General features: G+C 60.4%; 19 protein-coding genes. 10 read left to right on the plus strand and 9 right to left on the minus strand.

Translation table 11 applies throughout. The features are described from left to right. Positions 1–29: 29 nt before the first annotated feature. On the minus strand, positions 30–1,457 hold the full coding sequence (locus IEW09_RS08245) for a glycoside hydrolase family 28 protein (protein ID WP_188553688.1): 1,428 nt from the start codon (positions 1,455–1,457) through the stop codon (positions 30–32). 146 nt (positions 1,458–1,603) lie between these two features. Here IEW09_RS08245 and mtnA point away from each other — a divergent pair, with 146 nt between their 5' ends. From mtnA to IEW09_RS08260, 3 genes are all read left to right on the plus strand, one after another. Then, positions 1,604–2,671 carry an S-methyl-5-thioribose-1-phosphate isomerase gene (mtnA, locus tag IEW09_RS08250; protein WP_188553689.1) on the plus strand — a complete coding sequence of 356 codons (1,068 nt, stop codon included), beginning with the start codon at positions 1,604–1,606 and terminating at the stop codon, positions 2,669–2,671. Positions 2,672–2,855: 184 nt separating this feature from the next. Beyond that, positions 2,856–3,164: a permease gene (locus IEW09_RS08255; protein ID WP_188553690.1), complete on the plus strand. Its 309-nt coding sequence runs from the start codon at positions 2,856–2,858 to the stop codon at positions 3,162–3,164. 78 nt (positions 3,165–3,242) lie between these two features. After that, positions 3,243–4,553 (plus strand): rhamnogalacturonan acetylesterase, encoded by a 1,311-nt coding sequence (locus IEW09_RS08260; RefSeq protein ID WP_188553691.1) that lies wholly within the window; start codon positions 3,243–3,245, stop codon positions 4,551–4,553. A 15-nt stretch (positions 4,554–4,568) separates the two neighbouring features. On the opposite strand, the gene IEW09_RS08265 is transcribed toward IEW09_RS08260, so the two are convergent. Further along, on the minus strand, positions 4,569–5,117 hold the full coding sequence (locus tag IEW09_RS08265) for a TlpA family protein disulfide reductase (RefSeq protein WP_188553692.1): 549 nt from the start codon (positions 5,115–5,117) through the stop codon (positions 4,569–4,571). 71 nt (positions 5,118–5,188) lie between these two features. Between IEW09_RS08265 and IEW09_RS08270 the strand changes: the two genes are divergently transcribed. After that, the gene (locus tag IEW09_RS08270) at positions 5,189–6,511 is read left to right on the plus strand and encodes a zinc dependent phospholipase C family protein (protein WP_188553693.1); all 1,323 of its coding nucleotides are present in this window, start codon (positions 5,189–5,191) and stop codon (positions 6,509–6,511) included. A gap of 162 nt (positions 6,512–6,673) precedes the next feature. Beyond that, positions 6,674–7,213, plus strand: coding sequence for an SEN1982 family lipoprotein (locus IEW09_RS08275; protein ID WP_188553694.1), 540 nt, complete (start codon positions 6,674–6,676; stop codon positions 7,211–7,213). A gap of 69 nt (positions 7,214–7,282) precedes the next feature. On the opposite strand, the gene IEW09_RS08280 is transcribed toward IEW09_RS08275, so the two are convergent. Further along, positions 7,283–7,870 carry a PEP-CTERM sorting domain-containing protein gene (locus IEW09_RS08280; RefSeq protein WP_188553695.1) on the minus strand — a complete coding sequence of 196 codons (588 nt, stop codon included), beginning with the start codon at positions 7,868–7,870 and terminating at the stop codon, positions 7,283–7,285. 324 nt (positions 7,871–8,194) lie between these two features. Here IEW09_RS08280 and IEW09_RS08285 point away from each other — a divergent pair, with 324 nt between their 5' ends. After that, positions 8,195–10,153 carry a glycoside hydrolase family 35 protein gene (locus IEW09_RS08285; RefSeq protein ID WP_188553696.1) on the plus strand — a complete coding sequence of 653 codons (1,959 nt, stop codon included), beginning with the start codon at positions 8,195–8,197 and terminating at the stop codon, positions 10,151–10,153. Positions 10,154–10,168: 15 nt separating this feature from the next. Next, entirely contained in the window at positions 10,169–12,940 is a 2,772-nt protein-coding gene (locus tag IEW09_RS08290; RefSeq protein WP_188553697.1) for a glycosyl hydrolase, read from the plus strand. 112 nt (positions 12,941–13,052) lie between these two features. Here the strand turns inward: IEW09_RS08290 and IEW09_RS08295 are convergent, their stop codons facing one another. Beyond that, complete coding sequence (locus IEW09_RS08295; RefSeq protein ID WP_188553698.1) at positions 13,053–14,288, minus strand: glycosyltransferase WbuB; 1,236 nt, start codon at positions 14,286–14,288, stop codon at positions 13,053–13,055. 82 nt (positions 14,289–14,370) lie between these two features. On the opposite strand from IEW09_RS08295, the gene IEW09_RS08300 reads away from it, so the two are divergent. From IEW09_RS08300 to IEW09_RS08310, 3 genes are all read left to right on the plus strand, one after another. Then, positions 14,371–15,240, plus strand: coding sequence for an ABC transporter permease (locus IEW09_RS08300; protein ID WP_188553699.1), 870 nt, complete (start codon positions 14,371–14,373; stop codon positions 15,238–15,240). 74 nt (positions 15,241–15,314) lie between these two features. Beyond that, complete coding sequence (locus IEW09_RS08305) at positions 15,315–15,794, plus strand: hypothetical protein (RefSeq protein WP_188553700.1); 480 nt, start codon at positions 15,315–15,317, stop codon at positions 15,792–15,794. A 5-nt stretch (positions 15,795–15,799) separates the two neighbouring features. Continuing rightward, entirely contained in the window at positions 15,800–16,255 is a 456-nt protein-coding gene (locus IEW09_RS08310) for a metallophosphoesterase family protein (protein ID WP_188553701.1), read from the plus strand. A gap of 13 nt (positions 16,256–16,268) precedes the next feature. Here the strand turns inward: IEW09_RS08310 and IEW09_RS08315 are convergent, their stop codons facing one another. From IEW09_RS08315 to thrC, 5 genes are all read right to left on the minus strand, one after another. Next, complete coding sequence (locus IEW09_RS08315) at positions 16,269–17,213, minus strand: ABC transporter permease (protein WP_188553702.1); 945 nt, start codon at positions 17,211–17,213, stop codon at positions 16,269–16,271. After that, on the minus strand, positions 17,210–18,601 hold the full coding sequence (locus IEW09_RS08320; RefSeq protein ID WP_188553703.1) for a hemolysin family protein: 1,392 nt from the start codon (positions 18,599–18,601) through the stop codon (positions 17,210–17,212). The genes IEW09_RS08315 and IEW09_RS08320 overlap by 4 nt, the downstream gene beginning before the upstream one ends. A 116-nt stretch (positions 18,602–18,717) precedes the next feature. Then, entirely contained in the window at positions 18,718–19,050 is a 333-nt protein-coding gene (gene trxA, locus IEW09_RS08325; RefSeq protein ID WP_188554374.1) for a thioredoxin, read from the minus strand. A gap of 253 nt (positions 19,051–19,303) precedes the next feature. Beyond that, positions 19,304–20,206 (minus strand): homoserine kinase, encoded by a 903-nt coding sequence (gene thrB / locus IEW09_RS08330; protein ID WP_188553704.1) that lies wholly within the window; start codon positions 20,204–20,206, stop codon positions 19,304–19,306. Further along, a complete protein-coding gene (gene thrC, locus IEW09_RS08335; protein WP_188553705.1) occupies positions 20,203–21,597 on the minus strand; it encodes a threonine synthase in 1,395 nt (464 codons plus the stop codon). Before thrC ends, thrB begins: the two co-directional genes overlap by 4 nt. Positions 21,598–21,606 lie beyond the last annotated feature (9 nt).

Raw genomic sequence — 21,606 nt, forward strand, 5'->3', positions numbered from 1 at the left:
ACCACCTTAGCGACCTGCCTCTTCTCTTCTCAATGCAAACGGTAGGGCTGCTCCGGAGTCGGAACCGGCTCTCCCTCCGCAGGCGATGCAATCGTCGTCGCTCCGGCTAACCCTCTTCCGGTCACGTTGCTGATGTTCAGCAGCGGCCCGGCAAAGCCAGTGACGTCCACATTGCGAATCACAGCATCCTTCACATTGGCCAGGTAAATTCCCTTGTCGCAAGTTCCCGTCACATTCACAAACGAGAAACCCTCGAGCGGCTTGTGCGGATGAATCCCCGTCCCCTCCACCAGAATCGGGCACTCCTTCACGCGAATATTCGAGAACCGAAAGTTCCTGATCGTCGGAATCCCCTCATCGCCCGGCACCTGGAACTCATCGCGAATGCCGCTGTTGAGAATGTTGAACCGCAGAAACCCGCCCGTCATATCCGAAGCATCCAGATCATCGGCAACAATATTTTCGATAAACGCTCCGCGCCCCGGCCTGCTCTTGATGTAAATCGCAAACGTCTTCGCCCGTGTGAATTTGCAATGCTCAATCCTCACATCGCGAATGCCGCCGGACGTCTCGCTGCCAATGCCGATGCATGCAAAGATCGAGTCCGCAAACGTGCAGTTCCGAATCACCACATCTTCCGTCGTCCGCAGCAGCGTGTAGCCCTCAGCCCCGCGCCCCGACTTTAACGAAATACAGTCATCGCCGGTAGCGATATCGCAGCCATCGATGACGACATGCTTGCTCGAATCAATATCGATCCCATCGCCATTGCCGCCCGTGCTGCGAATCGTCAACCCCTTGATAAAGATGTTCTCGCAGTTCGTCGGATGAATCGACCACATTAGATGATTGCTGGTCGAGAAATCCTCCAGCCGAATATCCTTGCACTCGATAAATTCGATCAACGCCGGATGCCGCAGCGGAGTCTCCTTGCGCGGCCGCCCGCCCAACACTGGATTACCCACAATCTTCCCCGGCCCCACAATTCCGATGCGGTTCGCGTCAATTGCATAGATCAGCGCAATATGCCCCTGTATCCAGCGCCCCTCCCATCGCACCTGCGTCACCGGATAGTCATCAAAATCGGGCGTGCCCAACAACGTCGCATCTTTCTCCAACCGCAGCACGATATCGCTCCGCAAAGCCAGCGCACCGGTAACGTAGTTCCCCGCAGGCACCACCACTTCGCCGCCACCGAACACCGCGCAGCGATCGATCGTCTCCTGCAACGCCACTCGATCATTCGTCTTACCGTCACCGGTCGCACCATAATCACGAACATTCAACGTGATCTTCGGCGTATACGCAAAGGGCTTGCCATCCCATCCCTGCGCCTTGCCGCCATGCTTGCCCGGCAACTCCGCAACCGCACCCATCGCAGAAAGCGCAGGAACTGCAAGCAAACTCTGTCCTGCCTTCTTCAAAAAACTCCGCCGCTCAAACAAATGACTCGTCATCAAAACTCCTCAGCATGCAAACAAAGTGATAGCGCGTTTCAGGTAAATTGGTCAGTCCAATATTGGATCGGCTGAAATTCTCGTTTGACCAGACAGCTTCTGTCAAGAACATCCAGCTTGCCCCTCTCAGATAAACTAGAAAAGACATGATTCCTACCCTCGAATGGCTCCCTTCCGGCGTTAACTTCCTCGATCAGACCAAGCTCCCCCTCGAAGAGACCCATGTTCTCGCGACGGACTATAAGCAGGTCGCCACCGTCATCCGCGACATGATCGTCCGCGGAGCACCCGCCATCGGCGTCTCAGCCGCTATGGGCGTAGCCATCGGCGTCGAACGCAGCACCGCCACCACATTGCCTGCGCTCACCGAAGAGGTCGCCGTCATCGCAAAAACCCTCGCCGAGACCCGCCCCACAGCCGTCAATCTCTTCTGGGCCATCGAGCGCATGCGCGACAAGTACAACGCCCTCGCCGCCGCCAACACCCCCATCCCCGAGATCAAGGCCGCCCTCATCGCCGAGGCCCAACTCATGTACGACGAAGACATCGCCGCCTGCAAGCAGATGGGAGCCCACGGCGCAGCGCTTCTCCCCCAGCAAGGCACCGTCCTCACCCACTGCAACGCCGGAGCCCTCGCCACCTGCGGCTACGGCACCGCCCTCGGCGTCATCCGCGCCGCCGTCGAGCGCGGCCACAAGATCGACGTCTTCGCCGACGAGACCCGCCCTTACCTGCAGGGCGCGCGCCTCACCGCATGGGAGCTGCTCCACGACAACATCCCCACCACCATCCTCTGCGACAACATGGCCGGCGCGCTCATGCGCCAGGGACGCATCCAGGCCGTCATCGTCGGTGCCGACCGCATCGCCGCCAACGGCGACACCGCCAACAAGATCGGCACCTACTCCGTCGCCGTCCTCGCCAAAGAGCACAACATCCCCTTCTACGTCGCTGCTCCTCTCTCCACCATCGACCGCGCCACCGCGCACGGCGATCAGATCCCCATCGAGCAGCGCGCCGCCACCGAAGTCACCCACTCCAACGGTAAGCAGATGACGCCCAACGGAGCCGCCATCCAAAACCCGGCCTTCGACGTCACCCCGGCCAAATACATCACCGCCATCATCACCGAGCATGGCGTCCTGCGCGCTCCCTACAACGACTCCATCGAACAGATGTTCGCTGAGGCCAACGCTCAACTCACCACCGCCTAAACATTCGCAGGCAACTAACGCTCGAGTGCCCCATCCATCGCAGCCTCATTGCGATGGATGGGAACGTCCTTACCCCTGCGCCATTCTGGCGTCCCTCCTACCGGCACCGCATTTCATCTCATCCATTAAGCCAATCCATCCACGCATGGCCTATCCTTGCCTGTAGCTTTTCTTCGGCCACAGCGTGATATCCCGAATTCTCAATCCGCATAACCGTTCTCTCCTTCGAGGTAACACGCTCGTACTTGTAAGCTTCGGCGTAGCCTATCTCCTCTCCGGATTCCCCAACGACCGCGCAAACCCATTCCTCGTCATTCCCGCCTGCATCGCCATCATCGGCAGCGCCGACACCTTCCGTTGCATGCGCCGCCAGCGGTGGGACCTCTTCCAGGCCGGAGTGCTGCTCTGTCTCTACATGGACCTCCTCGCCATCTGCCTTATCCTCTTCCTTCTGCTCTACCCCTACATGCTGTGGCTCACAGGCGAGCACTAGATGAGCCGCGCTTCCCTGTGTTTTGATCAAAATGCTAATATTCTCCTTTTGAAATAGTTTCCAAATAAGGGAGCAAGCATGACCCGCACCACCCTCGCCGCATCAGCTCTGGCCCTCGCCACCCTTCTTCCCACCGCCCACGCCCAGAAGTTCATCTGCGGAACCAAATCGGGCTACACCTCCCTCACCACCGCATCCGCCTACACCGAAGCCACCCCCGGCTTCGATCTGTCCACCACCCCGGCCGTCTCGCAAGGCTCCTGCTCCAGCGACAAGCCCTTTTTCTTCTCCGCCACCGTTCCCGAAGGCAGCTACCGCGTCACCGTGGTCCTCGGCTCCGACCAAGCCTCCATCACCACCGTCTGGGCCGAAGCCCGCCGTCTCATGCTCGAAAAAATCTCCACCCAGCCCAACGCTTCCGCGAAGCATACCTTCGACGTCAACGTCCGCTATCCCGAGTTCACCGACGCCGTAGGCACCGTCCAGCACGTCCATCTCAAGCCCCGCGAGCGCAACGGCAACATGGACTGGGACCACAAGCTCACCCTCGAGTTCAACGGCGACAACCCCAGCGTCCGCAGCATCACCATCGAGCCCATCAAAAAAGAGCCGACTATCTACATCGCCGGAGACTCCACCGTCGTCGATCAGGACGTAGAGCCCTGGACCGCCTGGGGCCAGATCCTTCCCCGCTTCCTTCGTCCCGGCGTCGTCGTCGCCAACCACGCCGAGTCCGGCGAGACCATCAAGAGCTTCGTCAGCGAGCGCCGCTTCGACAAGATCTTCACCCAGATCAAGTCCGGCGACTATCTCTTCATGCAGTTCAATCACAACGACCAGAAGATCAATCCTAAAACCGGCCAACCCGTCGTCCCCATCGACGAGTACAAATCACTTCTCACCGAATACATCGCCAAAGCCCGCGCCGCCGGGGCCACGCCCGTCCTCGTCACCAGCATGAACCGCCGCACCTTCGACGCCAGCGGCCACATCACCAACTCGCTCGCCGGTTACCCCGACGCCATGCGCGAGGTCGCCCGCGAACAGCACGCCGCCCTCATCGACCTCAACGCCATGAGCAAGACGCTCTTCGAAGCCATGGGTCCCGAAGGCTCCAAGAAGGCCTTCATGCACTTCCCCGCAAACGCCTACCCCAACCAAACTCAGGCCATCAGCGACGACACCCACTTCAACAGCTACGGAGCCTACGAGCTCGCGCGCTGCATCGTCGACGGCATCCGCCAGAACAACCTGCCGCTCAAAAAATATCTCACCAAAGACGCCGTCGCCTTCAACCCTGCGCACCCCGACTCGCAGCCCGACTTCCACCTGCCCGCAACCCCCATCCCAGCCACAACCCATGACGTCATGAAGGTTCCCCAAACCTAGTCCAACAGCAAAACGTCAGCGAGCGTCGTCTTTCTCCGCCAACAGAGTATCCACATCTGCCGCAAAGACCGCTCGCCTGACTGCACCCACATACACCTTCGCCACGCGACCACTCTTATCCAGCAACATGGTCGTAGGCACACCCTCTACCGTATCCGCCAACTGCGACATCGGCTCCGGAAATACAATCGGATAAGGCACCTGAAACTGCTCTGCAAACGACCGCACCTTCTCCCTGCCGCCCACATCCAGCGACAATCCCACCACCGCCAACCCCTTCGGCCCCTCATCCTTAAAGAGCTTCACCAGCACCGGAGTCTCTTCGCGGCAAGGCCCGCACCACGTCGCCCAAAGATTAATCAACACCACCTGACCGCGATGATCCCGAAGCCGCCAAGTTCCTCCGTCCATCTGCTCAAACTCCATATTCGGGGCCTGCTGCCTCTTCGCCACAGGCGTCAGCCTGCCGCTCCTCACCGGACCATGCCGCAGCGTCATAAAGACTCCCAGCACCGCCGCAGCTAAAAGAAACGCCGCCAGCCAGCCTCTACGGCTCTCATCCATCGCACAGACTCCTGCGCCCATCATAGATACCTGTACGATACCTGCCACGGGATACACTTGCGGTTATCCACATGCACTCGCGACCAGCAAACCCGACGCTCCGCTACAAACTCTTCCTGCTGGCGCTCGCACTCCTTCTTCTCTCTCCCTCCAGCCACGCCTACTCCGTCCAGACCCACGAGCAGCTCATCGACCTGACCTGGAAAGAATCCATCCGTCCTCTGCTGCTCAAGCGATTTCCCAACATGACCGAGGCCCAGCTCCACGAGGCCCACGCTTACGCCTACGGGGGCTGCGCCATTCAGGACCTCGGCTACTATCCCTTCGGCAAGCCCTTCTTCAGCAACCTCACCCACTACGTCCGCCCCGGCGACTTCATCCTCAACCTCATCCTCGACTCGCAGACACCGGACGAGCTGGCCTTCGCCATCGGCGCTCTCTCCCACTACATCGGCGACACTATCGGCCACTCCGAAGCCGTCAACGAAGCTGTCGCCATCGAGTTTCCCAAGCTCGCCAAAAAATACGGCCCCGTCGTCGCCTACGACCAGGGCGAGCATCCCCACGTCCGCACCGAGTTCGCCTTCGACGTCAACGAGATCAGCAAGCGCCGCTTCGCTCCCTCCGCCTACCTTCGTCACGTCGGCCTCGAGATCCCCGGCCCGCTCCTCCGTCGCGCCTTCTTCCAAACCTACGGCCTCGATCTCCCCAAAATCATCGGCCACAAGCGCCCCGTCATGCGCGGCTATCGCTTCGCCGTCCGCAACTTTCTGCCGCGCATCTCCTATGCCGAGGTCATCCTGCATCGAAGCCACTTTCCCCCCGACACTCCCGGCCCCGACCTCGACAAGCTCTCCAAAGACCTCGCCCAGTCCGACTTTGAGAACGGCTGGGACCAGTACCGCAAGAAGGCCGGCATCGGCACCTACATGCTCGCCGGAGTCATCTACATTCTGCCGCGCATCGGCCCGCTCTCCGACGCCGCCATCCGCATCCCCAGCCCTTACACGCAAGACCTCTACGTCAAAAGCCTCAACAAATCCACTGAGACTCTGCGCCGCGCCCTGGCCAACTTCGACGCCATCGCGAACTTCGTTCCCAACCGCGACCTCGACACCGGAGCCGCAGTTAAGCCCGGCGCCTATCGCCTCACCGACGAGACCTACGCGCAGCTGCTCGCAGTCATCACCCACAACCAGTCGCAGCCCGTCCCCTCTGGCCTCAAGCGCAACATCACCGCCTACTACGCCGACCCCGCCGCTCCCATCTGCACCAAAAAGAATCCGCAGAAGTGGGCTGAGGTGCAGTCAGAGCTAAAGCAACTCGCCACCATGCCCACCACCCAAGAGTCTCTACCCACCACCACAGTCGAAGACGCCTCTCTCCAAGAGTGAATACCCTCCAAAACTCACCAGCCTTACCGCATCTCGACCTCGACTGAAGCGCCACACCGCTACGTCATCTCGACCGAACCCTGAGCGAAGTCGAAGGGACAGTGGAGAGACCCCTGTATTTCACTTTTCTGCATCCAACAAAATGTAACCAGAGACGACCAAATGAGACCATCGACGATTTTAAAATCCGCCCTCGCCTGCACCCTACTGCTGCCCGTCATTGGCTGCCACTCCAAGTCCGCGCCTACAGCGGAGAACTTCATCGAAGGGCTGAACAAGCACTTCGTCGATCACCCCGACTGCCTGCTCTCCAACATCCGCTTTCCCTACGAGACCTCAGACGCCAAAGAGACCGCGCAGATGGATACGCTGGTCAAATCGCAGCTCCTCGACAAGAGCGTCGAGATGGCCATTCATGTAAGCCGCTACACCGTCACCACCGTCGGTACCCGCTACGCTCCACGCTTCTGCTACGGCCACCGAGTCATTAGCACCATCGACAACAACACCCCGCTCACGGTGGCCAACGGCTTCAAAGAGACCCAGGTCACCTACCACTACACCATGGCAGACGTTCCCGTCTGGGCCAAATCCGCCGATGTTCTCAAGGCCTTCCCGGCCATGGCCGACATCACCAGCGGCCACGCCACCGGCGTAGCGACTCTCGCCCAGACACCGGTAGGCTGGCAAGTCCCCGATTGATCCAGATTGATTGAGTCATTCAACTATTTAGTCACTCAACTATTTAGTTAGTAAACCAAACCAATCGACCTAGTTCATCAACCGCCGACGCACCATGCCGATCAGGCCCAACGCGCCCGTTCCCAGCAGAGTCATCGTCGAAGGCTCTGGAACCCCCGGAGCAACCGCAGCCGTCGCAAAGACGCCGACGCCATCGATCGGCGGCCCAGCGAAGGTCGGATCGGTGCCGATCCGCGCGGCCACGTTGGAGTTACCGCCAAAGCTGCAGCTTGCAACCGGATCGTTCAGGCAAAAGAAGTCTGTGCCTGATCCGAGTGGGAAAGCCTGAATTCCAAAAAAAGCCGGATTCGCCGAAAAATCATAAGAGAGCGCCGTCGCCGTCGCAGTCAGTGCCGTCCCGCCCAGAAACACATGCGAGTTATCGCCGCTCAAAGGCCCCAGCAGGTTCAACGTGTTGGTGCCGTCGTTCAGCGTCAGGTCGTAGTCCACAATATCCGACGCCGCGAGCACACCCGAATCCGAGTCTGTCGTGATCGTCCCGGTCACCGTTCCGCCTGACAGCAGAACGTCGAGGTTATAAACAAAGCTGCTCGCATGAGCAGATATAGGCAGTAAACACAGCACTGCCACGGTAGCCATTGTCCTGAATCGAGTCATGGTCTCCTCCAGACTTGCTTCTCAGGGCCCGGACATGCCAGCACCGTATGCAGCACTCTGCCTTCCAAACAAATCCCCGCAGAATCAACGCGCGTCCTTATCGAAGATGCAAAGTTTTACATCTTTGGGGAAACCAATCTCGCCTCCCCACCGTCCTCCCACACACCTTTGAAATTTCTATCTGCTCTGTCCTTGGGATTACCCTCGCCTGTGCCTGCACAACCCACCCGATTGACTTCTGTTGCAGCGTGCACGGATAATCCTCCCTTGAAACATTCTCTCAAATGAACCAGATTACCTCCGCCGCCTGAGATCCATATAACGATGAAACGAACCTTCCTCGCCGCGCTCCTCATCCTCTGCACGCTGTCGCTTCACGCCCAGCCAAAGCACACCTTCACCACCCAGGGCGATCACTTCGTCCTCGACGGCAAGCCCTTCAAGGTCCTCTCCGGCGAGATGCACTACGAGCGCATCCCCCGCGCCTACTGGCACGCTCGCCTTAAGATGGCGAAAGCGATGGGTCTCAACACCATCGCCACCTACGTCTTCTGGAACATGCACGAACCCACCCCCGGCCACTTCGACTTCACCGGCAACAACGACGTCGCCGCCTTCATCCGCGCCGCGCAGGAAGAGGGCCTCTACGTCATCCTCCGCACCGGCCCCTACTCCTGCGCCGAGTGGGACCTCGGCGGCATCCCCGCGTGGCTACTGAAAGACCCGGCCTCCGCCGCTGCCCTCCGCTCCAACGACCCCGCCTTCATGGTCCCCGCCGAGCGTTGGATTGATCGCCTCGCCAAAGAACTCACCCCTCTCCAGATCGGCCGCGACGGCCCCATCCTCATGACCCAGGTCGAAAACGAGTACGGCAACTTCGGCTCCGACCACGTCTACATGGAGCACCTCCACCAGATCTTCCTCCACGCCGGATTCACCGACTCGCTCCTCTACACCGCCGACAACTGGCGCAACATCCCTAAAGGCTCCATCCCCGACCTCTTCGCCGCCACCAACTTCGGCATCGGCAACCACCAGGGCGGCATGGACGCCCTCGAAAAAGTTCGTCCCGGTCAGGCCCTCTTCGTCTCCGAATACTGGCCCGGCTGGTTCGACAGCTGGGGTCATCCCCACGAGACCCGCCCCATCGGCCCCCAGATCGAAGACCTCGACTACATTCTCAAGCGCGGAGCTGGGATCAACATCTACATGTTCCACGGCGGCACCAGCTTCGGCTTCATGTCCGGTAGCAGCCTCATCAAGGGCCACTTCCTCCCCGACGTCACCAGCTACGACTACGACGCCCCGCTCGACGAAGCCGGACACACCACCCCCAAGTTCTTCGCTTACCGCAAAGTCCTAGCGCAGTACGCCGGGTGCGGCAATGAGTCCTGCCTGCCTCCCGTTCCCGCCGCACCGCCCGTCATCACCATCCCGCAGATCGACCTCACCCGCTCTACCCCGCTGTGGGTCAATCTCCCCAAGCCCATCCCGAGCGAGCTTCCTCAGCCAATGGAGCACTTCGACCAGTCCTACGGCTACATTCTCTACCGCACCCAGCTACCCGCCCACACGCATGGCGATCTCGTCATCGACCAGGTCCACGACTATGCCCAGATCTATCTCGACGGCAAACTCATTGGTACCCTCGACCGCCGTTTCGCCGACCCCAAGGGCAACCTTCCCCCAGTCTCCATCGAGACCAGCGACCCCGCACGCCTCGACATCCTCGTCGCCGACGACGGCCGCATCAACTCCACCCGCAACATGCGCGGCGAAACCAAGGGCATCACCCACGCCGTCACCCTCGCCGGCCAGCCCCTCACCAACTGGCAGGTCTACCCCCTGCCCATGACGACGCTTCCCAGCTTCTCCAGGAACGTCACCCGAAGCACGGCATCTAGGTACGCCAAGGCTTCAGCCTTGGCTCTCTCAGATAAACAAAAAAGCGGGACTTTAGCCCCTGGGGTATGCACCCTTTCCAACTGCACCCCGACCTTCTTCCAAGCCGACTTCACCCTCGCCGCCACCGGAGACACCTTCCTCGACATCCGCAACCTCGGCAAAGGAGCTCTCTGGATCAACGGCCACATCATCGGCCGCTTCTGGAACGCCGGCCCGCAGCAGACCCTCTACGTCCCCGGCCCCTGGCTCCGCAAAGGCCGCAACCAGATCATCGTCTTCGACATGGCACCACAGTCCGCCCGTCCCCACGTCGCCGGACTGGCCCAACCCATCCTCAACGGCCCCGTAGCCGACCAGACAACCAGTAAACAGCAGTAAACAGGAGTAGCCCCAATGCCGGTTCTACCAAGCAAGTCTCGTCAGATCGCCACGTCTTCGCTGCTGGCCGCGGCCTTTGCCTTCACCTCTCTAAACCCAGCAGTTGCACAGACATCGATTCAAACCCTGCACCGCAACTTTGAGAATCCTCGGACGCAGACGCGGCCCATGGTGCGCTGGTGGTGGTTTGGTCTCGCTGTGCAAAAGCCCGAGATTCTTCGTGAGCTGCAACAGATGAAGGCCGACGGTATCGGCGGGGCCGAGCTCGCCTTCGAGTACCCTCAAGTGCTCGACGATCCCTCCAAGGGTCTTAAGAACCTGCCCTTTCTCTCCCCCGAATTTCTCGACGACGTGAACTATGCCCAATCGGAAGGCCGCAAGCTCGGCCTGCGCATCGACGTGACGCTAGGCAGCGGTTGGCCCTACGGCGGCCCCGCCACCACGCTCGCCGAGGCCGCCGGACATCTCCGCATCACAGAGATTTCTCTTCCCGCCAACGCAACCTCTCTTCCCAAGCTCAAGTTAGCAGAGGGTGAGTCCATTATCTCCATCGCCGTGGCCAACGGAGAGCCGAAGCATTGGGACGCCGCCACCGCCAAGACCATCAGCACCAACCAGACTGATCACCTGCTCCCATCGGCTAATCCGCGCACGGCAATCTTCTTCATCTCCAGCCACACGAGGCAACAGGTCAAGCGCGCCGCCGTCGGAGCTGAGGGCTATGTCCTCGATCCCTTCAGCCATCAGGCCGTCGCCAATCACCTGAAATCCGTAGGCGAGCCTCTGCTCAAATCCTTCGGCGCCACGCCACCCTATGCCATCTTCTCCGACTCGCTCGAAGCCTACGGAGCCGACTGGACCCCCAACCTTCCCGCCGAGTTTAAGAAGCGCCGAGGCTACGATCTCCTGCCCCATCTGCCCGAGCTGGTCGCCGGTGGAACGCCCGAGGCCGAAAAAGTCCGCCATGACTGGGGCAAGACCCTCACCGAGTTGGTCGACGAAAACTACCTCACCCAGATCAATAACTGGGCCATCGCGCACCACACGAAGTTTCGGTCACAAACCTATGGAAATCCAGCAGTTTCCTTCTCAAGCCAACATCTCGCTGCGTTGCCCGAAGGCGAAGGCCCGCAATGGCGCGCCTTCTCCACTCTGCGCTGGGCTACCTCCGCGAATCATGTCTACGGCAACAACGTAACCTCGGGCGAGACCTTCACCTGGCTGCACTCCCCCGTCTTCCGGGCTACGCCGCTCGACATGAAGGCCGAGGCCGACATCGACTTCCTCACCGGAGAGAACCAGATCATCTGCCACGGCTGGCCCTACTCCGCTCCGCAGGTCGGCGAGCCCGGCTGGTCGCTCTATGCCGCCGCGGTCTTCAACGACCACAACCCCTGGCACCCGGTCATGCCTGACGTCACCCGCTACATCGGCGGCGTCAGCTACCTTCTCCGTCAAGGCCAGCCCGCCAATCAGGTAGCCATCCTTCTACCCACCGACGACGTCTGGGCCTCCTTCACGACGACACAGGACAGCGTCACCGCTCTGCTGACCCGCATCGTCACTCCCGAGCTCATGTCCACCATCCTCTCGGCTGGCTACAACGTCGACTTCATCGACGCCGACGCCATCAACTCCGTCGGTCTCGGCACCCACAAGATCCTCGTCCTGCCGCCCACCGACCGCATCCCGGCAAACACCCTGCGCAAGATCGAGCAGTTCGTCGCCGCGGGAGGCAAGGTCATCTCCATCGACCGCGCTCCCTCCATCTCGCCCGAAGGCAAAGCGCTGCCTGAGATCACCAGCCTCTCGCAGAAACTCTTCACCACGGCCAAAGGCAGCCTCGTCCCCGACGACTCCGCCCTCGCCGATGCCCTGCACCATGCCAACGCACCTGACTTCGCACTCACCTCGGGTAACGACGAGATCGGCTTCATCCGCCGCAAGCTGCCAACGTCGGACATCTACTTCGTAGCCAACACCGGCAACCAACCCATCGACACCACCGCAACCTTTGCCACCGCCCACAAGTTCGGCGAGCAATGGAACCCCGCCAGCGGCGAAGCCTCCAGCACCGCGTCCGCTAACCTCCAACTCCACCTCGCTCCTTACGAGTCGCGCATCTTCATCTTCAGCAACACCGATCCCAAAGCCCCGGCGCCGCGACCGGCTCCCACCACCCAGCTAGCCGACCTCAGCAACAACTGGCAGGTACGCTTCGCCACAACTGGCAAAACAAAATCCGAAGCGACCCTCACTGACTGGATCGCCAGCCCCGACACCATCCACTACTCCGGCGAAGCCGTCTACAGCCGCGACTTCAATCTCAGCTCCACACCCAATTCACCCACCTATCTCCAGATCGACGGCGGCACCGCCGTCACTCCACCAGCCGGAGTCCTCAACCGTCCCGCACCGATGCACGACGGCATCCCCGATCCTCGCGTCACTCGCACCGGCCCCGGCATGCGCGCGTGGTTCGAGCCGCCCGTCCGCGAAGCCGCCATCGTCTTCATCAACGGCAAGCAAGCAGGCTATCTCTGGCATCCGCCCTACCGCCTCGACGTCTCACCGCTGCTCAAGGCTGGCCAGAACCGCATCGAGATCCACGTCTACAACACCGCGCTCAATGCATGGTCAGCCCTGCCACCCCACGACTACAAACCACTCATCGCCAAGTACGGCGACCGCTTCCAGATGCAGGACCTCAACAAGGTCGTACCCACCTCGTCCGGCATCCTCGGCACCATCAAACTCGTAACTGCAGAATCTCAGGAGCAGAAATAGTGTCTGCGCTTTAATCCTCGCGGGAACGCAGTAGTCTGCGAAAAACAAATGCGGCTGTTGCCTGTGATCTTTCCGGCAACAGCCGCAATATTTTGCGGCGAGTCACAAGCTTTTATCTGCCAAGCACAAGGTTCTGCAGATTCCTCTCAAACTGCAACAGCACCTGCTCCTTGCCCAGATGCTCCACCGCATACTCACGCGCCGCAGCGCCGAGTTGCCGCCTCAAAGCTTCATCATCGATCAGTTGTTGAACGGCAGCGTGCAGGGCCGGAGCGTCTTCCGCCGGAACGACGAGGCCACAGCCTTCAACGACCTGCGCCACCTGCGTGCCATGGTCAGCCGTGGCGATGACAGGGCGCCCGCTCGAGAGCATTCCGGTAAGCTTCGAAGGCATCACCAAGTCTGCTGCTCCGGCGCGCTGCGGCAACAAGTGAATGTCCGCCGCATTCAGCAGATCGTTCAGGCGTGAGAACGGTTGCAGCGGCAGCAGGGTCACGTTAGGCAGGTGCGCGACCAGCGTCTCAAGCTGGGGACGAAAAGCTCCATCGCCGCAGAAGAGAAAGTGGACACGAGGATCATCTTCGAAGGTTCGCGCCAGCGGAGCCAATAGCTCCAGCCCCTGCTTCGCGCCCATGTTGCCGGAGTAGAGCAGGATGATCTTGTCCTCAAGCCCAAGCTCGCGCCGAAAGCTGTTGGCAACATCTCGCGGCTGCGGATGAATGGCATCGACATCGACCCAGTTCGGAAAAAGAATCGTACGCGCCACGGGAACGCCCTTGGCCAGCGCCCGATCGACCATCTTCTGCGAGATGCTGGAGACGCGCGTAAAAGCCTGCGTAAAGAACTCCTCAAGTCCCAGCGCAAAGTCATGCACCAGCCCTTCAGCAGGCAACAGTCCTAAATCGAAGGCAGCATCCACTTCAAAGTCTTGCACGTGCAGCCACGAGGCCGCTCCTGTGGCCTGAGCCACCAGTAACGCCAGCGGCGCACCGAAGAAAGTAGGCTCCACGGTGAAGATGATCTGCGGCTTCCAGAACATCTCGCGCAGCATCACCGGCAGGCTCCCCAGCATGAACGAGAAGAGATGCACCATGCGCTTCAGCCCGGTCGGCTTGGCCGGAACATACAGCGGTGTGCGATAGACAATCGGTTCGCCGGGAACTCTCTCCGTGCGATAGAGCTTGCCGCGATAGTCTTCGCGAATGCTCCACGCCGGATAGTACGGCGGCGCGGTCACCACATGAACATCATGGCCGCGCGCAGCCAGCCACGACGACATCTCGCCGGTATATTTGCCGATACCGGTCAGCTCAGGAGCATAGTTCAGGCCGTAGATCAGAATTCGCACTTAAGGCAGTGTAAAGCAGCAGGATGACTGAAGTGTTGAAGAGCTTGCGCTTCCATGCCCCATGGCCTCATCCTGTGACAGGATGAGTACAACCGCGATCACAACACGAGTACCCCTGATCGAGCGTTCGAAGCAGCAGCCGCTGGCTGCTCTGGGGATCGTGCTGCTGATCGTCTTCGTGGTCTGCGCCCTGTTCGCCCCCTGGCTCGCTCCCTACGATCCGGCACAGCTTGACCTCACCGGACGCCTCATGGGACCGAGCGCGGCGCACTGGTTCGGCACCGACGAGCTAGGGCGGGACATCCTCTCGCGAACCATCTACGGCGCACGCATCTCGATGATCGTCGCCGTCAGCGTCGTCGGCCTGTCGCTTGCAGTCGGCCTCGTCGCCGGTTGCCTTGCAGGCTTTTACGGCGGGGTGACGGACACCATCCTGAACATCTACGTCACCAACGCGTTTATGTCGCTGCCGGGAATCCTGCTGGCCATCGCCTTCGTCGCCTTCATGGGACCGGGTCTGTTCAACGTAATTCTTGCGCTGGCCATCTCCGGCTGGGTAGGCTATGCGCGGCTTGTACGCGGACAGGTGATGGCAGTGAAGGAGCGCGAGTTCGTCGAGGCAGCACGCGCCTTGGGAGCCTCGGACCTGCGCGTGCTCTGCCGCCACATCCTGCCCAACATCGTGCAACCGCTGATCGTGCAGGGAGCAATCGGCATGGCCGGGGCCGTGCTCGCCGAAGCCACGCTGAGCTTCCTCGGACTGGGCGTCCCACCGCCCGCAGCCAGTTGGGGATCGATGCTCAATGACGCCCGCTCCCATCTCTTCGACTCGCCCCACCTCGTCTTCTTCCCTGCCATGGCAGTGATGCTCTGCGTCCTTGCCTTCAACTTTATCGGCGACGCACTGCGCGACTACCTCGACCCGCGCACAAAGATGGAGACTGGAATTTGAGTGCGCCTTTTTATCGGCGCGACGATCCTACCGCTCGATATCGGATATGCTTGGGCTAACGCCGAGGGGCATTTATGCGTAAGAGCATCGTTTCACCATCGCCAGTCGCCGCAACTCCGATTCCCTACCTCTGGCGCGACCTTGAGCGGATCGCGCGCGTCGAAATTACGTCAGAAGACGAAGCATTTCCGATTGAACATGCGCTGGGCAAGACCGAATCCACCGGCTGGCGCGCATCGGGAACAGGCCCGCAGATCATCAGGATGCACTTCGACGAGCCGCTGACGATTCACCGCATTCAACTGCACTTCATCGAGAAGGCAACGGAGCGCTCACAGGAGTTCGCCATCTTTGCCGGCTCAGGCACCGAACTGCGCGAGGTCGTTCGCCAGCAGTTCACCTTCAGCCCCGGCGGCTCCGCCGAAGAGATCGAGGACTACACCGTCTCGCTCGATGGCATAACCGTAATGGAGCTGAAGATCGATCCCGACCGCAGCCACGATCCCACGCAGAGCCGGAGCCATGCCTCGCTGCAAAGCCTGCGGCTGGCCTGAACCCTATGCTCATCGGAGTCATCTCAGACACTCACGGCCTGCTGCGACCAGAGGTACTCACGGCCCTGGCTGGCGTCGAGCACATCCTTCACGCCGGAGACGTCGGCGACGCACGAATTTTGGACACGCTGCGCGAGATCGCTCCGGTGACTGCAATTCGCGGCAACATCGACCAATGGGGCGAGTGCGCCGAGCTTCCACCCACAGACGTCGTCGAGCTCGATGGACACCTCTTCTACCTTGTCCACTCACTCGCCGATCTCGACATCAATCCTGCCGTTGCAGGTGTAGCCGTTGTCATCAGCGGCCACTCGCACAAGCCCGCAATCGAGCAGCGCAACGGCGTGCTCTACCTGAACCCCGGCAGCGCCGGACCACGCCGCTTCAATCTCCCCGTCACCATCGCGCTCATAAGAGCGGACGAAGCCGGAATCGAAACTGAACTCGTAAATCTGCTATAGACCGATAGATCGACTACCCGCGCATCCGCGGATTTGCAATCGTATAAGCAACGTCCGTCAGCAGATTGATCGCGACATAAGTAAGACCCACCGCAAGAATGCATCCCTGCACCAGCGCATAGTCGCGGTTCGAGATCGCCGACAGTGTAAGCCTGCCGATACCCGGCCAGCTAAAGATCGTCTCGGTAACAATCGCTCCCGAGAGCAGCGACCCGAACTGCAACCCGATCACGGTGAGCACCGGAATCAGCGCATTACGCAGCGCGTGGCGATAGACCACCCTGTTCTCGCTCAATCCCTTCGCCCGCGCGGTGCGTATGTAATCCTGCCCCAACTCCTCAAGCATCGCCGTGCGCACCATGCGCGTAAGAATCGCGGCAAGTCCAAGGCCAAGCGTGATCGCTGGAAGGATCAGATGCAGCAGAAAATCGCCGACGCCTCCAGTCCCCGCAGTCGATACCGGAAGCCATCCGAAATAAATAGAAAAGACAATAATGAGGATCGGACCCAGCGCGAAGTTCGGAAACGAGAGACCGACCAGAGAGACCACGCCAAGCGCGCGGTCTTGCCAGCGGTTGCGGTGCAGCGCCGAGAGAATGCCTGCCGGGACCGACACCGCAATCCCAATCAGCAGCGCAGCCAGCGTCAGCGCCAGCGTGTACGGATAACGCTGCAACACAAGGTGCGTCACCGAGTCATGCAGCCGTAGTGACTGGCCAAGATCGCCATGCAGAATGCCGTGCCAATAGTGAAGGTACTGCTGGCTGAGTGGAGCGTCGAAACCATAAGCATGACGCAGCGCAGCAATGTCGGCGGAGTTCGCGCCCTCGCCCAGCATCTGCACGATAGGATCACCGGGCACAAGGTGAATCAACAGAAAGACGACCGACACCACCACCCAGATGACAGGCAGCGTAAGCAGAATGCGACGAACAGGGTTCCAGAGAGCTGGCTTCATGCCGTCGCTTCCCTGTCTTCAGATTCGGGCGCTTTTACAGGCGTCAGCATCTGCACCGCGACCCGGCTGATGCGGCGGCCATCCATCTCGGCAACGGAGTAGCGGCGTCCTCCATCCTCGATGCTCTCGCCCACCTCGGGGATGTGCCCAAGATGCGCGAGCAGGAAACCGGCCAGCGTCTCCACACCCACCTCGCGAGGAAAGCTCCAATGTAGCTGCGTGCCCAGGTCGCGCAGCGTCGTGCTGCCGTCGAGCGACATCGCTCCGGTGGAGCTGAGCAACGGGCTGCGCGGCGCAATATCGAACTCGTCATCCAGCTCGCCGACGATCTGCTCCAACGCATCTTCGGCAGTGACAATACCGACGGTCGAACCGAACTCGTCCACGACAATCGCCATCTGTCGGCGACGCTCCTGAAACTCCTGCAACAGCTCCACCGCCAGCTTCGTCTCAGGAACCACCATCAGCCCATGCATGACCTGTCGCAGCGTAAGGCCGGAGCCGCCCTTGGCTCCAAGCGACAGAGCCACGCCGCGAAAGTGCATCAGGCGCGAGATGTCTTTGGAGTAGACGATACCGATAATGTTCTCCGGGCCATTCACCGGATCGTACACAGGGATGCGCGAGTGCTGCTCTTCGACGATGCGCGCACTTGCCTGCTCCACCACCAGATCGGCAGGCAGCGAAAAGATCTTGCCGCGCGGCGTCATGATCTCGCGCACAGTAACGTGGTTCAGCTCGATGGCACGATGAATGATCTCCTCCTGAAAAGGAGGCAACAGCCCCATGCGCCGCGTTGCCGTCGCAATCAGCTTAATCTCTTCCGGCGAATGGACAGCCCCTTCGCCATGCAGCGGTGCGTGAAACAGCTTCAGCACCAGCGCCGCAGAGTTGTTCATCAAATTCACCGCAGGTCGCGTGATGCGGATAAAGACATCCATCGGCCCGGCCACAGCCAGCGCAATACGCTCGGCGCGTTGCAATGCAAGCGATTTGGGAACCAACTCACCCAGCAGAACTTCAAAATAAGTAATCAGCGCAAACGCAATGATCACCGCAAGCGTATGAGCATAGATCGCGGCGTGCGCGGGCAACACGTTCAGCCAGTTGTGTACCAGTTGCAGAATCATCTGCGCGACCGCAGGCTCGCCGATCCAGCCCAGCGCAAGTGCGGCCAGCGTAACTCCGAACTGCACAGCAGGAAGGAACTCGTCGATGTTGTGCTTGAGCTGAAGGACGGTGCGCGCACCCGGACGGCCAAGCGCAATCAGTTGCTGGATGCGCGTCTCACGCACGCTGACAAGCGCGAACTCAGCAGCGACGAAGAAGCTGTTGGCCAAAATGAAGAAGGCCACCATGATCGTGCGGAAGAGCATCCATTCAAGCATTTAGAAAGTGTAACGGCTCACAGCCTTCCATCAGCCTTGGGGAGAACAGGCAACGGCAACAGCAAAAGAAATGGCCCGGCTGGTTGACCGGGCCGCTTGAGATGTTGGGTAAAAACTTATGCGAGAACCTTGAGCACAGACTTGTCGATAGTGTCCTTGGGGACATACCCGACGATCTGTTCGGCTACCTGGCCGCCCTTGAAGATCAGCAGCGCGGGGATGCCGCGAATTCCGTAACGCGCAGGGGTTGCGGTGTTGGCATCAACATCCATCTTCATCACCTTGAGCTTGCCCTGATATGAGTTGGCAACCTCGTCGACAATCGGCGCCAGCGCGCGACACGGGCCGCACCATGCTGCCCAGAAATCAACCAATACGGGTTGATCCGACTGAAGAACCTCTTTTTCAAAGGATGCATCGTTGATGTTGGTTACGAACTGACCTGCCATGTACTTCCCTCCAGGATGTTCTGCCATTACTGAGCAGTCCTCACAATAATAGATGCTGAAGGGTAGGAAGAGTTTCAAGACGATCTAAATGACTGAAAAAGCAAACGCCCGGACCTCTATTGAAAGAGGTCAACGGGCGGCGTAGCAGCCCTCCCCAGAACTGCCCACACGAGCTAAGGTACGAAGGAAGTAGAGAAAGGTAAAGAAATCTTAGGTAACTTTGTGGTAACGCTGAAAAGGTTACCCCGTCCGACTACCTCTGCACCGTCGTCCCTGCGGCGATAACGGTCTCGATGATCTCGAGTTCAGGGTCGCTGGCAGCCTTACGGATCGCGGCTTTCAGCACATCTGCCCTCTCTTCCGCTCCCTCTTCGGCAATGACCAGCACGGACGGCCCGGCCCCGCTAAGCGCCACGCCCAGCACGCCCGGTGTCCCGTTCAACGGCAGCAGGCGCGGCAGCAGCGGACAGGCTTCCATGCGGTAAGGCTGATGGATACGGTCCTGCATCGCCGCTCGCAGCAGATCGCCACGATTGAGCGCAAAGGCAGAGACCAGCAACGCCGTATTCTGCACATTCGCCACGGCATCGGCACGGCTATAGGTCGCTGGCAAAAGCGCCCGGGCCTTCTCCGTAGCCAAGCTCGCCGAAGGCAGTGCAAGCAGCAACTTCCACTTCAAGTCCTGCCCGCAAGTAGCTGTAATAATGCGGCTTCCATCGTCGGCGGAAGCGGTCATACCGCCCAGGAAACAGGCAGCGACGTTATCGGGATGCCCCTCGCGGCGGCATGCCTCTTCGAGAATCTGCTGGCTGCTCCAGCCCAGTTCGCCAAAGTGATCGGCCAGCAGAACCCCGGCCAGCAGCGCGGCAGCGCTGGAGCCGCAGCCCATCCCCAACGGTATCTCGTTATTCAGTTCGAGGTGCAGCGGCACTGCCGTTCTGCCGTGTGCGGCAAGAACGCTTTTGTAGGTAGTGAAGACGAGGCTGTTGGCAACATCGCCGCAGAGATCGGCGTTGCGCCCCGTAGCCCGGATGCCGAACTCTTTGGCCTCGGTCGCATCAATGGTCAGGTACAGCGCCATCGCAAGGCCCAGGGCATCGAAGCCCGGGCCAAGGTTGGCAGAGGTTGCTGGCAGGCGCAGATGTAAGGGTGTCATACCGTCTGGGCGATCTTCATGTGCGACTCCAGCGCGTGCAGCACAACGTCGGAGTCCGGTTCAAGGACGATCGGAGGCTTGCGCAGCGCGGTATGCAGCGCCTGGTCCGAAGCCGAGATCTGCGCATTCTCCGCCTCGGTTAGCAGCTCGCCCCGGTGATAGTCGATGGTGTACTGCGAGTCCTTGAGGGTGTGCCCGGTGAGGATGAGCACAACGCGCTCGTCGCGGGTGACCTTGCCCAGAGCGACAAGCTTCTTGAGCCCAGCCAGCGTCACCGCCGAGGCCGGCTCGCAACCCACGCCCTCCGCGCCGATCTGCGCCTTGGCCAGCGCAATCTCCTGCTCCGAAACCTGCTCGCACCAGCCGCCGAGCTTGTCGATAATATTGGCGGCCTTGCGCCACGACGCCGGGTTGCCGATGCGGATCGCCGTCGCCCGCGTGTCCGCCGTCACCGGCCGCATGATGCGGTTCGAGTCGATAAACCAGCGATAGAGCGGATTCGCTCCCTCCGCCTGAATGATGCTGATCTTGGGCAGGCGGGGAATCAGGCCAAGGCGGTGCATCTCCAAAAAGCCCTTGCCCAGCGCAGAGGAGTTAGCGAGGTTGCCACCAGGAACGACGATATGGTCCGGCACCTGCCAGTCGAGCTGCTCCAGAATCTCAAAGGCAGGCGTCTTCTGCCCTTCGAGCCGATAAGGATTGACCGAATTCAACAGGTATATAGGAAAGCGCGTCACCAGTTCGGTCAGGATGCGAACGCAGCCGTCAAAGTCCGTCTTCAACTGAATCGTCAGCGCACCGTAGTCCATCGACTGCGACAGCTTACCCCAGGCGATCTTGCCTTCGGGGATGAAGACGATGCTGCGCAGACCGGCGCGAGCGGCATAAGCAGCCATCGCGGCAGAAGTATTACCCGTCGAAGCGCAGGCGACCCACTCAAAGTCGCGATCCGCAGCAACCGAAAGCGCGGCGGTCATGCCCGTGTCCTTGAAAGAACCGGTAGGATTCATGCCCTGATGCTTGGCGGCCAGCCAGTTCAGCCCAACTGCCTTGGCGCAGCGCGGGAGATCGTAAAGCGGCGTATTGCCCTCGCGCAGGGTGACGGCATTGTCAAAATTTTCCAGAATAGGAAAGAGGTCGCGGAAGCGCCAGACACCGCTCTGGTCCAGCGGAAGGGTCGAGGTGCGGCGCTCCTGCCACAGCCAGCGGAGAGCGCTCGCGTTGGGCAGGTTGCTGTTGCTCGCGTCAGAGGAACCGGTACCGGGCGACCAGGGGTAGATGACGTCATAGAGCCCATTGCAGTCCGGGCAGCGAAATATACTGTTGACGGCGCTGCCGGTGATGACGGCTCCGCACTCTGTGCATCTAAGATGATGGGTCGCGACTTTCATTGGTCTATC

The sequence above is a fragment of the Edaphobacter dinghuensis genome (assembly GCF_014640335.1).
GTDB classification, from domain to species: domain Bacteria; phylum Acidobacteriota; class Terriglobia; order Terriglobales; family Acidobacteriaceae; genus Edaphobacter; species Edaphobacter dinghuensis.

Excerpts from the sequence above, each read along its gene's own strand:
- IEW09_RS08275 (WP_188553694.1), top strand. The coding sequence starts at position 6,674 with ATGAGACCATCGACGATTTTAAAATCCGCCCTCGCCTGCACCCTACTG.
- mtnA (WP_188553689.1), top strand. The coding sequence starts at position 1,604 with ATGATTCCTACCCTCGAATGGCTCCCTTCCGGCGTTAACTTCCTCGAT.
- IEW09_RS08290 (WP_188553697.1), top strand. The coding sequence starts at position 10,169 with ATGCCGGTTCTACCAAGCAAGTCTCGTCAGATCGCCACGTCTTCGCTG.
- IEW09_RS08300 (WP_188553699.1), top strand. The coding sequence starts at position 14,371 with ATGAGTACAACCGCGATCACAACACGAGTACCCCTGATCGAGCGTTCG.
- IEW09_RS08285 (WP_188553696.1), top strand. The coding sequence starts at position 8,195 with ATGAAACGAACCTTCCTCGCCGCGCTCCTCATCCTCTGCACGCTGTCG.
- IEW09_RS08260 (WP_188553691.1), top strand. The coding sequence starts at position 3,243 with ATGACCCGCACCACCCTCGCCGCATCAGCTCTGGCCCTCGCCACCCTT.
- IEW09_RS08310 (WP_188553701.1), top strand. The coding sequence starts at position 15,800 with ATGCTCATCGGAGTCATCTCAGACACTCACGGCCTGCTGCGACCAGAG.
- IEW09_RS08265 (WP_188553692.1), bottom strand. The coding sequence starts at position 5,117 with ATGGATGAGAGCCGTAGAGGCTGGCTGGCGGCGTTTCTTTTAGCTGCG.
- IEW09_RS08270 (WP_188553693.1), top strand. The coding sequence starts at position 5,189 with ATGCACTCGCGACCAGCAAACCCGACGCTCCGCTACAAACTCTTCCTG.
- thrC (WP_188553705.1), bottom strand. The coding sequence starts at position 21,597 with ATGAAAGTCGCGACCCATCATCTTAGATGCACAGAGTGCGGAGCCGTC.
- IEW09_RS08315 (WP_188553702.1), bottom strand. The coding sequence starts at position 17,213 with ATGAAGCCAGCTCTCTGGAACCCTGTTCGTCGCATTCTGCTTACGCTG.
- IEW09_RS08245 (WP_188553688.1), bottom strand. The coding sequence starts at position 1,457 with ATGACGAGTCATTTGTTTGAGCGGCGGAGTTTTTTGAAGAAGGCAGGA.
- IEW09_RS08320 (WP_188553703.1), bottom strand. The coding sequence starts at position 18,601 with ATGCTTGAATGGATGCTCTTCCGCACGATCATGGTGGCCTTCTTCATT.
- thrB (WP_188553704.1), bottom strand. The coding sequence starts at position 20,206 with ATGACACCCTTACATCTGCGCCTGCCAGCAACCTCTGCCAACCTTGGC.
- IEW09_RS08305 (WP_188553700.1), top strand. The coding sequence starts at position 15,315 with ATGCGTAAGAGCATCGTTTCACCATCGCCAGTCGCCGCAACTCCGATT.
- IEW09_RS08280 (WP_188553695.1), bottom strand. The coding sequence starts at position 7,870 with ATGACTCGATTCAGGACAATGGCTACCGTGGCAGTGCTGTGTTTACTG.
- trxA (WP_188554374.1), bottom strand. The coding sequence starts at position 19,050 with ATGGCAGGTCAGTTCGTAACCAACATCAACGATGCATCCTTTGAAAAA.